Origin of the sequence: Pantoea sp. B9002, assembly GCF_013385945.1 — a bacterium.
In the GTDB taxonomy this organism is placed as follows: Bacteria; Pseudomonadota; Gammaproteobacteria; order Enterobacterales; family Enterobacteriaceae; genus Pantoea.
Genome location: NZ_JACAPA010000002.1, coordinates 118,097 through 132,898 on the forward strand (window position 1 = coordinate 118,097; position 14,802 = coordinate 132,898).

Here is a 14,802-nt window from a genome sequence, read left to right on the forward strand (position 1 = left end):
AATTGCGCCGCTACGGCACGGTGCGGTTTATGGCAATGTAACGCGCACCTGCAGGCCGGCAATCTGGCCCTGCGGATCGTGGCGGTTCGACAGCGCAACCTGCATCTGATGTTTCTGCGCCACGCTGCGCACAATCGACAAGCCCAGTCCGCTGCCTTGCGCCTGCACATCCGGCGAACGGGTGAAGCGGTCAAAGGCGCGTTCGATAAAGGATTCCGCCATGCCGGGCCCGTTATCGACGATATCCACCACGGTGTGATTACCGACGCGATGCAGTAGCACATCGACCAAACTGCCTTCCGGCGTATGCAGCATCGCATTGCCAATCAGGTTATCGAACAGGCTGCGCAGGTCGGAGCGGCTGGCGTGCAGGCGATAGTGCGTGGTGCCATTAAAGCCGATATCGATACCGCGCTTATCCGCCACCACCATCAGCTGCTCAATGCTCTCTTTCAGCAGGTCGTCCAGCTCGATGCTTTCCACCGTGGCGACCACCGATTGATCTTCCTGACGCGAGATATTCAGCAGCTGCGTCACCAGATGGCGCGTGCGCGTTACGCCCGCTTCCAGCTGATCGAACTGGCGGCTGGCTTCACCCGGTTGAATATGTTGCCGCAGATTCTCCAGCTGCAAAGTGACGGCGGTGACCGGCGTGCGCAGCTCATGCGCCGCATCTTCGAGGAACTGGCGCTGCGATGACCAGGCCGCGCGCAGTTTATCCAGCAAGGAGTTGTAAGCCGCCACCAGCGGCAGCACTTCATCCGGCAAGCCATCGGGAGAAACGCTATGCGGATGCAGGGTTTCCTGCGCTGCGATATGGCGCGACGCCACACGTAAATCGCGCGTTATGGCCCGCACCACCAGCCATATCACAATCAGTGAGAGCGGCATCATCAGCACCAGCGGAATGATGGCGGAGAGCGCTCGCTTGACCATGATACTTTTCATGTAGCCGATATTGTGCAGCACCTGAATATTGCCGATTTCACTGCCCAGCTCGCCGGGCCGCGTGTAAACACGCCATTGGCAGTCATCACCACAGTCACCGACTTTCAAATCGGTCCAGCCTTTTTTCAGCTGCAGGGGCGCATGCAGGCCCGGCCAGGAGCTGGCGCGCAGATGATTGCTTTCGTCCCACAGCTGGACGATATAGGTGCTTTTCAGTTTCTCTTCATGCATCACCATTGGCATCAGCGCCGGCATGCGTTGGCTGCTGGCCCACGCATCGGCGATCTTGGCGAGCTGATCGTCCTTCATGGTGCCCATCATGTCGCCGTAGCAGTGATAGAAATACCAGGTGACGCCGCCAATCATCGCCAGATGCAGAATCACCAGCGTGGCGAGCAGCTTGTTACGCAGCGAGCGCATAAAGGTGAAAGGTTTCATATTGCCGGTACCCGCCAGCCTAGTCCGCGTACATTGCGGATCACTTCGTTATCCAGTTTGCGACGCATACCGTGGATCAGCACATCCACCGCGTTGCTGCTGACCTCTTCGCCCCAGCCGTAAATGCGGTTTTCTAACTGTTCGCGCGAAAGAATGGCGCCCGGCCGCTCGAGCAAGGCGTAGAGCAGGGCATATTCGCGTGCGGTGAGCTGTTCGCGCTGGCCTTTGTACAACACTTCGCGCGTCATGATGTCGATCTGCACATCGCCGCTGCCGAGCAGAGAATCTGCCGCACCGTGGCGACGGCGGGTAATGGCGCGCATACGCGCCAGCACTTCTTGCAGATCAAAGGGTTTCAGCAAATAGTCATCCGCGCCGCTGTCTAATCCCTGAATGCGTTGCTGCACGGTATCGCGGGCGGTGAGCACCAGCACCGGCGTCATGTCGCCGCGCGTGCGCGCACGACGCAGCACCTGCAAGCCATCTTCACGCGGCAAGCCCAGATCCAGTAACACGCAGGTATAGCCGCCTTCGGCCCAGGCATTGCTGGCATACACGCCATCGCGAACCCAATCCACCGACCAACCTGCCGCTTCCAGCGCTTGCTGCAGATTCGCGCCAATCATTTCGTCATCTTCTACCAGCAGCACACGCATGATGCCCTCCAACTTAACTGAACGCAGTGTAGCGACAGATAATTAGGCCAGAATTATAGCCGTTTTCCCGCTTGCTAATTCTGCGCTAATTTTCTGCTAATTAAGGGATAAATTTAACGCGCTATTGTGGCTGCACTGGACATATTGCCAACGCAGGAGAATCCCATGAATCAGCGCGAATTTATCCGTAGTTTGCTGGACTGGATAGAGAATAACTTAGGGCACGATCTTCATCTGGATGAAGTAGCACGCCGCTCGGGATACTCCCGCTGGCATCTGCAACGTCTGTTCCGTCAGCACACCGGTTTTTCGCTGGCCGAGTATATTCGCCAGCGCCGTTTAACCGAATCTGCGCTGACGCTGATCAACAGCGATGAGGCGATTTTGCAGGTGGCGATGAGTTACGGCTTCGATACGCAGCAGGCTTATACTCGCACCTTCAAAAACTACTTCATGGTGACGCCAGGCCAACTGCGGCGCCAGCGTCGTGTCGAGCCGGATCGTTTATTGTTCCCATTAGCGATGGCGAGTTGATGTATGTCTATGCGCATTATTCGTAGCGGCGCAATTTATTGCGCAATATCTGGATGGGCTCGTTGCCATCATTAATAAGCGCGATGAATCGCGCCGCTACGAAACGTACGATGATGGACTAATGACTACATTTGCTTTTAAGCTGCTGTTCTCACTCTCTTAACTGCCAGAGAACATGGACAACAGCGATAATCTCTCCGCCATGATGCTGTTTGCACGCGTAGTGGAACGGCAAAGTTTTAGCGAAGCCGCCCGCACCTTAGGCGTCTCCAAATCCCACGTCAGCCGTGAAGTGGCGCGACTGGAAGTGCGCCTCGGTATCAAGCTGTTGCAGCGCACCACGCGCAAAGTGGTGCTGACGGAGCTCGGCCAGGCTTACTATCCGTTCTGCGTGCGCATGCTGGAAGAGATGCATCGCGCCGACGCCTTTGTGCAGCAGGTGCATCAACTGCCCGCAGGCAACGTGCGCTTACAGGCGCCGATCACTTACGGCTGTCAGTGCGTGGTGCCGACGCTGAATGACTTTATTCGCCGCCATATTCACATCAACGTCGATCTCGAACTCACCACCAGCGATGACCCGCAACCCAGCGCCGACGTGGCGATTGTGATCCGCGCGCGTGCGCCCGACGCGGCCAATTATCGTGAACTCGCCAGCATTGATTGGGGCTTGTACGCCACGCCAGATTATCTGGCGGCGCATGCGGCCATCGATCATCCCGACCGCCTGATGCGCCACGACTTGCTGCTGTTTCACGGTCCGGCGCACACCGCCGCGCTGCCGTTTCGCCGTGATAAACAGCGCCTGGCGCTGGATGTGCACAGCCGTTTCCGCGCCAACAACAGCATGGCGCTGCTTAATGCCGCGCTGGCGGGCACCGGCATCGCTTATCTGCCCGCCTATATGACGCAGGATGCCTTAGCGCGCGGCGAAATCCAGCAGGTGCTGCCGGAGTGGCAAATGGATCGCCTGCACAGCTATCTGCTGTTGAAAGAGCAGCCGCAGCCCTCTTCGCCGGTCACCTTGCTGTGCGATGCATTAATCAACGCGCTCGGCACGGCGTGATTGTTGTTATCTGGCAACAATGCTGCGCCGCCTGGCAATTATCCGCGCTACTCTGTTTTCTGCGAAGGGTCACTGTTAGCCTGCTAAAAAAGCAAAAAACAGGGATATCACCATGCAGCAACCTCCACTCGCGTTAGCGCCCGAACAGCAACACTGGAAGCGAAATTTATTTGTCTGCGTGCTGGGTTCGTTCAGCACCATTGTGGCGATGACGCTACTGTTGCCGTTTCTGCCGCTCTATGTGCAGCAACTCGGCGTGCAAGAACCGGCGGCGATTGCGCGCTGGTCGGGCGCGGCCTACGGCGCCACCTTCCTCAGCGCCGCTCTGACCGCGCCGCTGTGGGGCAAACTGGCCGATCGCTATGGCCGTAAACTGATGCTGATCCGCGCCAGCCTCGGCATGGCGATTGCGATGTCGCTGATTGGCATGGCCACCGCGCCGTGGCAGCTGGTAGCGCTGCGTTTGCTGGCGGGTTTGCTCGGCGGTTATGCCTCGGGATCGACCATTCTGGTGGCGGCGCAAACGCCGAAAGAGCAAACCGGCTGGGCGCTCGGCGTGCTGTCGTCCGGCATTATGGCCGGCAATGTGGTGGGGCCGCTGCTGGGCGGCGTGTTGCCGCCGCTGATTGGCATTCGCCATACGTTCTGGCTGACCGGCGCGGTGATTTTCCTCGCCTTCCTCGCCACCACCTTTTTGCTGAAAGAGGTGCCGCGCTCCTCCGGAAAGAAAACCCCGCAAAGCGCCGCCGACGACGCGAAGTCACTGAATCTGCCGGTGGTGCGCCTGATGTGGCTGTCGGGCATGCTGCTGATTTTCGCCAATATGTCGATTGAGCCGATCATCACGCTGTATATCGGCCAGTTTGTCAGTGGCGATCACGCGGTGACGGTCACCGCCGGATTGGTGATGGCGGCCGCCGCGCTCGGTAGCATTATCTCCGCGCCGCGTCTGGGACGGCTGGCCGATCGCGTCGGGCATGGTCGCGTGCTGGTGTATGGGCTGATAGCCTGCGCGCTGCTGCTGATCCCGCAGGCGTTTATCAGCGAAGCATGGCAATTGGTGGTGCTGCGTTTTCTGATGGGCATGGCGCTGGGTGGCTTGATGCCGTGCGTTACGGCGCTGATTCGCCACAGCGTGCCGCAGTCGCAGGTGGGTAAGATGTTGGGTTATTCCACTTCGGCGCAGTATGTCGGCCAGGTTTCAGGTCCGCTGTTTGGCGGCTTTATCGGCGGCGCGTTTGGCATGCGCCCGGTGTTTCTGGCGACCTGCGTGATTATGGCGCTGTGCGCGCTGTTAAACGCGCGGGTGCTGCGAAAGCGTTAAAGTTAAAACCCGCACATACCGTAGCGGCGCAATTTATTGCGCAATGTGCCTGGATGGGCGTCGACCCGCCATTGATATGCGCGATGAATCGCGCCGCTACGAAGCCTGCAATACCGAAAGATCGAGCACAAAAAAAGGCGGACTTCACAGTCCGCCTTTTTCATTACCTCAACGCGAAAACTTACTTCGCATCTGGCAGTGCATAAGCAATCACATAATCACCCAGCTTGGTACCAAACGAACCGTGACCACCTGCCGCGATAACAACGTACTGCTTGCCATCCACTTCATAGGTCATCGGCGTTGCCTGGCCGCCAGCAGGCAGACGTGCTTGCCACAGCATCTCACCGGTATTGGTGTCGAAGGCACGCAGATAGTTATCGGCGGTAGCACCAATGAAGAACACGTTACCGGCGGTGGTGATTGGGCCGCCCAACATCGGCATACCCATTTTGAACGGCAGTGGCACTGGTGCGCTATCGCGAACCGTACCAATGCGTTTCTTCCACACGGTTTCGTTGGTTTTCAGGTCAACAGCGGAGACATAGCCCCATGCCGGTTGCTTACACGGCAGACCAAACGGTGACAGGAACGGATTCAGCTCCACACCGTACGGTACGCCGTACTGTGGCTGGATGCCGGTTTCGGTACCTGAACCGCCTTTGTCGTCAGCCGGTGGCTCGATCGGGTTGCCCGGACCGCGCGGAATCAGCTTCGACACAAACGGCAGCGCCATTGGGTTAGCAATCGCAATCTGACGATGTGGGTCAACTGCGATACCGCCCCATTCGAACATGCCGAGGTTGCCTGGGAATACCAGCGTACCTTGCTCAGACGGCGGGGTGAACGGACCTTCATAGCGCAGACGCTTGAAGATCACGCGGCACACCAGCTGGTCGTACATCGTCGCGCCCCACATGTCCTTGTCCGTCAGATTCTGTTTCGGACGGAAGGTCAGTTCGGAGTATGGCTGAGTCGGTGAAACGTGGTCACCTTTGGCGGCGCCCTGTGGAACCGGAGTTTCCGGCGCAGGGACAACCGGCTCGCCGGTACGACGATCCAGTACAAAGATGTTACCGGTTTTCGCCGGTGCATAAATCACCGGTACGGTTTTGCCATCTTTAGCCGTGATATCGGCCAGCGTCGGCTGTGACGGCAGGTCCATATCCCACAGATCGTGATGCACGGTCTGATACGACCACACCAGCTTACCGGTGGTGGCGTTCAGCGCCAGTACGCTGCTCGCATAACGCTCTTGCTCTGGTGTGCGGTTGCCGCCCCAGATATCTGGCGTTGACACACCCATTGGCAGGTAAACGATATCCAGTTTCGGATCGTACACCGCCGGTGCCCATGAGTTCGGTGAATTCATGGTGAAGGTGTGTTCATCCGCTGGAATCGCGTTTGGATCTTTCGCGCCCGGATCGAACACCCACAGCAGTTTACCGGTGTTGACGTCGAAGCCACGGATGGCGCCTGACGGCTCACGGGTTGAGTAGTTATCGGTGACCGCACCCGCAACCACGATGGTGGTGTCGGTGATGACCGGCGGCGACGTCGGCTCGTACTGACCTGGCGTCAATACAGGCTGTTTGTGCTGCAGATCCAGTTCACCGTTGTTGCCAAAGGCAGCACAACGTTCACCGGTTTCCGCATCCAGCGCGAACATACGACCATCGTTTACCGGCAGGTAAATACGGCGTGAGCACAGCGCAGGTTGGGTATTGGCCGCATCAGCCGCAGCAGGCACTTCGTGGTAAGAAACGCCACGGCAGGTCACGTGCTGGAAGGTGGGATTCGGCTTCAGGCCCGGATCAAATTTCCACTTCTGCTTACCGGTTTTAGCATCCAGCGCAAACAGAATCTGGTGCGGTGAGCAGAGATACAACGTGTCGCGGATTTTGATTGGCGTGACTTCATCGGTGATTTCGCCCGGATCGTTTGGCGTCTTCAAATCGCCGGTCTGGAACTGCCAGGCAACCTGCAGCTCTTTCACGTTACCGGTGTTGATCTGCTTCAGCGGGGAGAAGCGGGTGCCTTGCTGGTCACGCGCATACGCCGGCCAGTCAGCATCAGCGATGTTGCTCAGCGGCTGCGCCTGCGGAGCATTGGCTGCTGCCGCTGGAATTTCACCGTTCAGCTCTTGCGGATCGTGGAACACCGCCCACGCCAGCACCAGCACGCTGGCAAGCAGCGCCACTGACAGCAGCGCCAGAGCGCCTTTGCCGGCATTATTCAGACCGCGATACACAAACGGCAGAATCAGCCAGATGCCGAAGATCACCAGCACATCGGTACGCGGTGCCAGCGCCCAGAAGTCGAAACCGACTTCCCATACGCCCCACACCAGCGTTGCCAACAGCAGCAATGCGTACAGCAGTAATGCTGAGCCGCTACGGCGCCACAGCAGAATAGCGGTGATCAACATGACCACACCGCCAATAACGTAGTACCAGGAACCACCAATGGCGGCTAACCAAACGCCACCAACCAGCATAAACGCGCCCGTCAGCAGTGCAAAAAGCACTGTGAGAAAACGGATTACGCCAAAAGATGAGGAAGCTTTCCCCATAATATTGACCTCTTTCTTTGCCATTAAAAACTAAAAAGGAAACAACGCGTTGGGTTGCTTCCCGACATAGAGTACGAAATAACGAAACGGTTCGAGCGACGCTTTCCGTGCGGCGAGATGTTCCCTTTGCGTTAAATTTTATCTTAAAAACGTTAAAGGGTTTGATATTTTTAGTGCTTTGCACTCGTGGAGAGCAAGTAGTGCGACATTTTATGAGGGAATAAAGGTGTTATGTCCGGTTAGATCGGGCCATAACACCTAAGAACAACACTTTGTGTAAACGTTTACCCTTCAAACAGCGTGCTGCTGGTGCGTTGTTCCTGCCAGCCGCTCAAATTAAGTTGCGCATAGCGTTCAGCGGGCAGCGTTAACTGCGGCGTACGTAATATTACTTCCACTTCTCTTTCGCGACAGGATTCCAGCAGAAAGGGAAAGCTGAACTTGAGATAATTATCATTAAAAAACTCCTCGGTCAGCGCAATACCGCTAAAGGGAAACGAAGCGATATTCTTCCAGCAGGTGCCGGGCGGTGCCAAATCATAGAGCCAGAATGAGAAACGCTCTGCGGCCTGGCGTAAGGCACTATCTTCCTGAACTAAATCGGCATAGTTGATTGCCAGCTGTACATTCTCATTCTGCAGGTTGGAATAATTGTCCGGTGCCTGTAAAAAGTGCACGAGGTTATTTCCCGTTAACGGAATGATTATTAATTCAGGCGTATCCGGCAACTGATTATGCAGCGAAATTATGTTGCGTCCATTAAGTATTGCTGTGTTTTCCTGTTCGCAATGCATAAAGGGTGCTGAATAACACACACCGGTTAGCGCGCCGTCGAAGCGATGGATGCGCTCAGTAACATAAGGATTATAAGAACTGTTTTCCATTTATCTCTGTGAATAAATTAATTGGCTGGAACGTCTTAATTATTATAAGGACGGCGGGATAATGAAATCTTAACACGGTCAATATAGACCGTTTTGTTTATCAAGATCACCTTTTTTTAACTGTCACTGATAGAGAGATATTTGGCGCTGCGCAGGATGAATTAATCGATTATTGGAACATCTGGAAATATTTGGATATTTTCATCTCATGACCATCAGCCTGCTAATATTGAGAGCACTATGCTTAGCTAAATTTTGGATAAGCTTCTGTTTTTAAACAGCACGGCTAGCCATTGCCTGGCTTAACAAGATGCCGCACTCTGTGGCCTGAAAAAATAAAGCGGAAGCCACGATGTGGCTTTTCACCAGGTTGGTGCAACGACGCTAACCGATGTAATTGTTTAGGATGGGATAAAACTATGGGTTCTCCAGTATCCGCAGCAGAGGATTCGTTGCTGCGGCACAGGTCGTTTGTCGCCTTTTGGCTGGCACGCACCTGTTCATCGTTTGGTTTTCAAATGTTCTCGGTCGCGGTCAGCTGGCAAATCTACGCGCTGACCCACAGCGCCATGGCGCTCGGCATGATCGGTCTGATGCAATTTCTTCCTTCTGTACTGTTGGCGCTGCCTGCCGGGCATCTGGCGGATCAGCTCGATCGTCGTCGCATCGTATTGCTCGGACAATTTATTGAGTGGCTGGCGCTGCTGGGGCTGGTGGCGCTCACGCTAATGAACTGGGCGGGCAAGATTGAGATTTGGGGATTGGTGTTCCTGATCTCCGTCGCCAAGGCGCTTGAGTGGCCAGCGATTACTTCGATGCTGCCGGCGCTGGTGCCGCCGCCGATTCTGGCGCGCGCCATGGCCGCCAGTTCGGTGGGCGGACAGGCGGCGGTGATTATCGGCCCCACGCTCGGTGGCTTCCTTTATGTCGCCGGTCCGGATGTGGTGTATGGCGTCTCGGCGCTGTTCTATCTGTTCTCCATCGTGCTGGTGAGCCGACTGCGCTATGAGCGGCCGCCGCAGGCGCGCTTGCCGATGAATCTGCCGAACCTGTTTGCCGGCGTGCGCTTTATCCGCGATCGCAAAGATGTGCTCGGCGTGATTTCACTCGATCTGTTTGCGGTGCTGCTGGGCGGTGCCACCGCGCTGCTGCCGATTTTCGCGCAAGATATCCTGCATACCGGGCCGTGGGGCTTGGGCATCCTGCGCGGCGCGCCGTCGGTCGGTGCATTGCTGGTCGGCGTGTGGCTGAGTCGTCACAAGCTGGAAAAGAACGTCGGCATGATCATGTTCGGTTCGGTGGCCGGTTTTGGCGTGGCGACGCTAGTGTTCGCGCTCTCCACGCAGCTGTGGCTGTCGGTGATTGCGCTAGCGGCGCTGGGCGGCTTCGATATGGTCAGCATGGTGATTCGCGGCGCGCTGGTGCAACTCGATACGCCGGATGACATGCGCGGCCGCGTTAATGCGGTCAACGCCATCTTCATTAATACCTCGAATCAGCTCGGCGAGTTTGAGTCAGGCTTGCTGGCCGCATGGATGGGCGCAGTACCGGCGGCGGCGATTGGCGGCATCGGCACGCTGATCGTGGTGGGCGTGTGGATGACGATTTTCCCGCATCTGCGTAAGCGGCAGAAGCTGGAAAACGAAACCGTTACATAACCTCAAAATCGCGCGATGAATCGCGCCGCTACGGATTGTGCACCGGTTCGTAGCGGCGCAATTTATTGCGCGTTTCTTACGCTGTCGCTATTTTCCCCAGGTTGGCGTCAAATTTTTTCCAACTCTCCGTCATATCCACCACGGTTTTCGATTTTCGCGCTTCATCGATTTTGATCGCGGTGAGTCCCGCTTCCAGTGCGTCCACCACTGAAACCTTCAGCGGCGTTCCCTGTGTAATATGTTTCACAATCTCTTCTGCCATCAGCGCATCCGCGCCGTAATGGCCGTCATAGGCGTTGCCGTCATATTCGGTATCCACTTCGCGCTCGCCGGTGCGGGCATTGTGCACGCGGAAGTAGTTACGCACGAAGTCACCTTCAGCCATGCCATCGGTGCCCATCACGCAGAAGCGGCGGAACTCATCCGGCACGTTAAGATTGGCGTGGAAGGCGAGAGTGGCGCCACCGGCATACTCAATCAGCGCGGTTTGGTAATCGACGATATCGGCATCGCCGTCAAACACCGCATCGGTACTCGACCAGCCGCTCGGTTTAACGTGATAAACCTCTGACTGCGGCGTTACCGCACCTTGGGGCGCGTGCTGCGGCGTGAAGTTTTTGCGTCCGCCAAAGCTGGCAACACGCACCGGACGCTCACCCACCAAACCCTGATAGAGATCGATATCGTGGCAGCATTTTTCCAGAATATACGGACCGGCGTACTTCTCCAGACGACGCCAATCGCGCTGGAAGAACGCACCGTGATACGGCTTGATGTGTTCGGTGGCTTCGATTGAGGTGATTTCGCCGAGGCGATCTTCATCGCGCGCGGTGAGCAGGTCGCGATAGAGCGGCGAGTAGCGCAACACCAAACCCACCAGAATGCGCTCGTGACCATATTGCTGCACCAGCTGCGCCATCGCCATGGTCTGCTCTTCGTTGATCACCACCGGCTTCTCGGTGAACACCGTGTAACCCGCCGCTAAGCCCTGACGAATGTGCTCAAGGTGCATAAAGTTCGGCGAACCCACCAGCAGCAGGTCAAAGCCGCCGTGTTGCAGCAGCGCATCCACGCTAGCAAACGCGGTGCCCGCATCGATACCAAAGCTGTGCAGATTCGGTAATCCCGCCGGAGCCGGATCGACATAACCCACCACGGAAAACGCTGTGTCGGCTTTGTTTAACTCTTTCACCACATGGGAAAGACGAAAGCCCAGACCAATAATGCCCACTTTCATGTTGTACCCCTGAAGCCCGTTGCCTTTAAGCCGCCCGACCTGTCAGGCTGCTGATAATCTGACCGCTAACTTATTACGACAGAAAAACTAATGTCAATCCGTGTGGCGCATCTCAATTGGTGAAAAATTGTTATTTATATGATTTATATCTATTTTAATTAACTATACGGATTGCCTATTTATTTGTTATTGCGATTAAAGTTTTTTTCCCCTATCTTTCGCACATCTATAAGCGTCATACCGTTTCGGGCTGGCAGGAGGAAGCGCGTGCAATCACTAATGCTGGGTATTGATGGCGGTGGTACGCACTGTCGTGGACGCCTGACCGACAGCGCCGGACGCCTGCTGGCGGAAGCCAAAGGCGGTCCTGCTAACGTCTGGTCGCAGTTTGATGCCGCCATCGTGGCCATTGAGCAGGTCATCGACGATCTGTTTGCGCAGGCGAATTTACCCGCTGAAGCGCGCGACCGCACGGTGATGGCCGCCGGTCTGGCGGGCGCGAACGTCGCCTCGGTGCAAGCCCGTCTCGCCAGCTGGCAGCCACGCTGTCAGGCGCGTTATCTGTTTACCGATGTCGAAATCGCCTGTGCCGGTGCGCACGCGGGTGCGCCGGGCGCGGTGTTTATTATTGGCACCGGCAGCCAGGGCGCGGCCTGGGATGGCGCGCATTTCACGCTGCTCGGTGGCTGGGGTTTTGCTCTGTCGGATGCCGGTTCGGGCGCGATTCTCGGCCAACGCGCGCTGCGGCTGGCGCTGCTGGCGCACGAAGAGATTGTGCCCGCCTCGGCGTTAACGCAACGCATCATGGCAAGCTATCAAAACAGTCCGGAACAGCTGCTGATCTGGTCGAAACAGGCGACGCCCGCCGATTGGGGCCGCGTGGTGCCTGAGGTCTTCGCTGCCGCGCAGCAGGGCGATGTGCACGGCACAGCGCTGGTGCAGCAATCCGCTGCGGATATCGTGCAGATGGTGCAGCCGCTGCTGGCGCGCAGCCACGGCAAGCTGGCATTGATGGGCGGATTAGCCGATCCTATTCAGGCATGGCTGCCGGCGGATATTGCCGCGCTGCTGGTGCCGCCGCAGGGCGATGCGCTGAGCGGTGCGCTTCGCCTTGCCACGCAGTTCAGCCTGACACTTCCCGCTTAACTTCAGATAAAGAGGCTCATGAGCGCTCCCAACGTAACCGCGCGCATTCTGCGGCTGATTGTCGAAAATGCGCCTATTAGTCAATCCGATCTCAAAGTGCGCAGCGGCCTGAGCATGTCGACGGTGTCGCAAGCCACTAATCGTCTGCTGACCGGCGGCATCGTGCAGGAGCTGGGGCTGCGTCGCGTCTCGATGGGGCGGCCCAAAACGCTGCTCGGCCTTAATCCGGATCACGCCAGCGTGGTGGGGATTCAGCTCAACGCCGAACGCAATCTGATGGTGCTGACCGATCTCAACGGCAATATCATCGGCGAGCAGCAGATTCCTTCCGGCGCGATGACGCCCAAGCAGCTCGGCGATGCGCTGGCGAAGTTTTTGCGCGGCGTTGAGGGCAAAAAGGTTGGGGCGATTGGTCTGGCGCTGTCGGGCTTAGTCGATGCCAGCAACGGCGTTTGCGTGCTGTCACGGGCGCTAGGCTGGGATAACGTGCCGATTGCCCGTCTGCTGGAAGAGCGCTTCTCGCTGCCGGTATTTATTGAAAATGACGCCAACGCGCTGGCGATGGCGGCGCTGGTGTTTGGTCAGCTCGGCCATGCGCAGTCGGCGGTGATTGCTACCTTTGGCAAAGGCATCGGCGCGGGAATTCTGCTCGATCGCCAGCTCTATCGCGGTCGTCACGGCAAAGCCGGTGAGATTGGCGTTTCGCTGCTGGGCGATGGTTCTGAGCGTTTGCTGGAGGATGTGGCGTCGTCGCAGGCGATTCTGCAGCGCGTGGCGTCCACCAGCAAAGAAGAGGTGCCGCACACGCTGCGCGATCTCGATATGCGTCCAACGCCGGAGGTGCTGAGCGCGCTGGCCGAGGCCGGGCAGCATTTGGGGATGTCGCTGGCGAATCTGTCGGTGGCTTACGATCCGGACGTGGTGTATCTGGCGATGGAGCCGCAAATGGCTTCGCGCATTCTGCTCGACCACGTTACGCAGAGTTTCCAGACCTACCGTTTGAAGCTGACGCCGCACATGACGCCGCTGCAGTTCCTCACCGAATCCAATCGCATGTGGGCGCAGGGCGCTGCCGGGTTCGCGGTGAATAAGTTGTTGGATTTGTTGGCCGCGCAGGCCGATGAAGAAATCGCACCGCAATAATGAATAAATAACGCGATAAATCCCCGCACATTCCGTAGCGGCGCGATTTATCGCGCAATAAATTGCGCCGCTACAGGAATGTGCGGCTTTTACCTTATCTGAGTCGCAAACCCTGCTCATCAAACAACAAACAATTCCCGGCACGCAGCTGATAACTCAGCCTCTCGCCAATCGCGTGTTCCGCCACGTTACGCTCCTCAATCACCAGCAGCTTCTCTTCGCCGATATCGAGATAGAGATAATTGGTGTGTCCCAGCATCTCGCTAAACGACAACTCGCCGCTGAAACTCAGGGCATCCTCGTTGCTGCTCACCGGCTGAAAATGCTCAGGGCGCACGCCCAGCGTGATTTTCTGCCCTTCGCGGCACGATGCGGCGATCGGCAGCGTAAGCTGATTAATGCCCAGCGCCGGCACCCGCAGCTGCACCGCGCCCGGCGTGATTGCCGCCACTTCGGCAGTGAGGAAATTCATCTTCGGCGAGCCAATAAACCCGGCGACAAACAGGTTATCGGGATCGCGATACAGCGCCATCGGCGCGCCGACCTGCTCAATGCGGCCCTGACGCAGCACCACGATGCGATCCGCCAGCGTCATCGCCTCCAGCTGATCGTGCGTCACGTAGATCATGGTGTTGCCCAGCGAAGCATGCAGGCGAGCAATCTCAATACGCATCTGCAAACGCAGTTCGGCATCGAGGTTCGACAGCGGTTCATCAAACAGAAAAATGCGCGGATGGCGGATTATCGCGCGGCCAATCGCCACACGCTGCCGCTGTCCGCCTGACAATGCGCGCGGTAAACGATCAAGAAATTCAGTCAGATGCAGGCGCGCCGCGGTCTGTTTGATCGCCTGCTCAATTTCAGTTTTCGGGCGCTTCATCACTTCCAGCGGATAGGCCAGATTGCCGCGCACCGTCATGTTCGGGTAGAGCGCATAGGACTGAAACACCATGGCGATGCCGCGCTCGGTGGCGTGCTGATCGGTCATGTCGGCACCTTCAATCAGCAACTTACCGTCGGTGATCTCCTCCAGCCCGGCAATCATGCGCAGCAGCGTGGATTTCCCACAGCCGGAAGGACCGACAAACACCACGAATTCGCCGCTGTTAATGGTGAGATCGATGCCGTGAATCACGTTCACATTCTCGTAGGACTTCTTAACGTTTTGCAGATGCAGGCTGGTCATGCGGTGCCTC

Annotated in this window: 12 protein-coding genes; 6 read left to right on the top strand and 6 right to left on the bottom strand. The window is 57.2% G+C overall.

Features of this window, described 5'->3' with window-relative positions:
• Nucleotides 1–27 precede the first annotated feature (27 nt).
• Both HX773_RS01225 and HX773_RS01230 read right to left on the bottom strand, forming a co-directional pair.
• Complete coding sequence (locus HX773_RS01225) at nt 28–1,386, bottom strand: HAMP domain-containing sensor histidine kinase (protein WP_176970111.1); 1,359 nt, start codon at nt 1,384–1,386, stop codon at nt 28–30.
• The gene (locus HX773_RS01230; protein ID WP_008105599.1) at nt 1,383–2,042 is read right to left on the bottom strand and encodes a response regulator transcription factor; all 660 of its coding nucleotides are present in this window, start codon (nt 2,040–2,042) and stop codon (nt 1,383–1,385) included. Before HX773_RS01230 ends, HX773_RS01225 begins: the two co-directional genes overlap by 4 nt.
• A gap of 165 nt (nt 2,043–2,207) precedes the next feature.
• On the opposite strand from HX773_RS01230, the gene HX773_RS01235 reads away from it, so the two are divergent.
• From HX773_RS01235 to HX773_RS01245, 3 genes are all read left to right on the top strand, one after another.
• The gene (locus HX773_RS01235; RefSeq protein ID WP_101762352.1) at nt 2,208–2,576 is read left to right on the top strand and encodes a helix-turn-helix domain-containing protein; all 369 of its coding nucleotides are present in this window, start codon (nt 2,208–2,210) and stop codon (nt 2,574–2,576) included.
• A gap of 175 nt (nt 2,577–2,751) precedes the next feature.
• Complete coding sequence (locus HX773_RS01240; protein ID WP_176970112.1) at nt 2,752–3,642, top strand: LysR family transcriptional regulator; 891 nt, start codon at nt 2,752–2,754, stop codon at nt 3,640–3,642.
• Nucleotides 3,643–3,754: 112 nt separating this feature from the next.
• The gene (locus tag HX773_RS01245; protein ID WP_176970113.1) at nt 3,755–4,966 is read left to right on the top strand and encodes an MFS transporter; all 1,212 of its coding nucleotides are present in this window, start codon (nt 3,755–3,757) and stop codon (nt 4,964–4,966) included.
• A 181-nt stretch (nt 4,967–5,147) separates the two neighbouring features.
• Here the strand turns inward: HX773_RS01245 and HX773_RS01250 are convergent, their stop codons facing one another.
• Nucleotides 5,148–7,538, bottom strand: a complete 2,391-nt coding sequence (locus tag HX773_RS01250) for a glucose/quinate/shikimate family membrane-bound PQQ-dependent dehydrogenase (RefSeq protein ID WP_176970114.1) — start codon at nt 7,536–7,538, stop codon at nt 5,148–5,150.
• Nucleotides 7,539–7,822: 284 nt separating this feature from the next.
• A complete protein-coding gene (locus HX773_RS25865) occupies nt 7,823–8,215 on the bottom strand; it encodes a hypothetical protein (protein WP_370463577.1) in 393 nt (130 codons plus the stop codon).
• A gap of 626 nt (nt 8,216–8,841) precedes the next feature.
• On the opposite strand from HX773_RS25865, the gene HX773_RS01260 reads away from it, so the two are divergent.
• Nucleotides 8,842–10,080, top strand: a complete 1,239-nt coding sequence (locus tag HX773_RS01260; protein WP_176970116.1) for an MFS transporter — start codon at nt 8,842–8,844, stop codon at nt 10,078–10,080.
• Nucleotides 10,081–10,156: 76 nt separating this feature from the next.
• Here HX773_RS01260 and HX773_RS01265 read toward each other — a convergent pair whose 3' ends face one another.
• On the bottom strand, nt 10,157–11,317 hold the full coding sequence (locus HX773_RS01265) for a Gfo/Idh/MocA family protein (RefSeq protein ID WP_176970117.1): 1,161 nt from the start codon (nt 11,315–11,317) through the stop codon (nt 10,157–10,159).
• Nucleotides 11,318–11,584: 267 nt separating this feature from the next.
• Between HX773_RS01265 and HX773_RS01270 the strand changes: the two genes are divergently transcribed.
• Nucleotides 11,585–12,463 carry a BadF/BadG/BcrA/BcrD ATPase family protein gene (locus tag HX773_RS01270; RefSeq protein WP_176970118.1) on the top strand — a complete coding sequence of 293 codons (879 nt, stop codon included), beginning with the start codon at nt 11,585–11,587 and terminating at the stop codon, nt 12,461–12,463.
• A gap of 18 nt (nt 12,464–12,481) precedes the next feature.
• Entirely contained in the window at nt 12,482–13,606 is a 1,125-nt protein-coding gene (locus HX773_RS01275; protein WP_176970119.1) for an ROK family transcriptional regulator, read from the top strand.
• Between the two features lie 94 nt (nt 13,607–13,700).
• Here the strand turns inward: HX773_RS01275 and HX773_RS01280 are convergent, their stop codons facing one another.
• On the bottom strand, nt 13,701–14,792 hold the full coding sequence (locus HX773_RS01280; RefSeq protein WP_176970120.1) for an ABC transporter ATP-binding protein: 1,092 nt from the start codon (nt 14,790–14,792) through the stop codon (nt 13,701–13,703).
• Nucleotides 14,793–14,802 lie beyond the last annotated feature (10 nt).

Bases quoted from the DNA above. Each gene is read 5' to 3' on its own strand.
- HX773_RS01225 (WP_176970111.1), bottom strand. From the start codon at position 1,386: ATGAAACCTTTCACCTTTATGCGCTCGCTGCGTAACAAGCTGCTCGCC.
- HX773_RS01230 (WP_008105599.1), bottom strand. From the start codon at position 2,042: ATGCGTGTGCTGCTGGTAGAAGATGACGAAATGATTGGCGCGAATCTG.
- HX773_RS01235 (WP_101762352.1), top strand. From the start codon at position 2,208: ATGAATCAGCGCGAATTTATCCGTAGTTTGCTGGACTGGATAGAGAAT.
- HX773_RS01240 (WP_176970112.1), top strand. From the start codon at position 2,752: ATGGACAACAGCGATAATCTCTCCGCCATGATGCTGTTTGCACGCGTA.
- HX773_RS01245 (WP_176970113.1), top strand. From the start codon at position 3,755: ATGCAGCAACCTCCACTCGCGTTAGCGCCCGAACAGCAACACTGGAAG.
- HX773_RS01250 (WP_176970114.1), bottom strand. From the start codon at position 7,538: ATGGGGAAAGCTTCCTCATCTTTTGGCGTAATCCGTTTTCTCACAGTG.
- HX773_RS01260 (WP_176970116.1), top strand. From the start codon at position 8,842: ATGGGTTCTCCAGTATCCGCAGCAGAGGATTCGTTGCTGCGGCACAGG.
- HX773_RS01265 (WP_176970117.1), bottom strand. From the start codon at position 11,317: ATGAAAGTGGGCATTATTGGTCTGGGCTTTCGTCTTTCCCATGTGGTG.
- HX773_RS01275 (WP_176970119.1), top strand. From the start codon at position 12,482: ATGAGCGCTCCCAACGTAACCGCGCGCATTCTGCGGCTGATTGTCGAA.
- HX773_RS01280 (WP_176970120.1), bottom strand. From the start codon at position 14,792: ATGACCAGCCTGCATCTGCAAAACGTTAAGAAGTCCTACGAGAATGTG.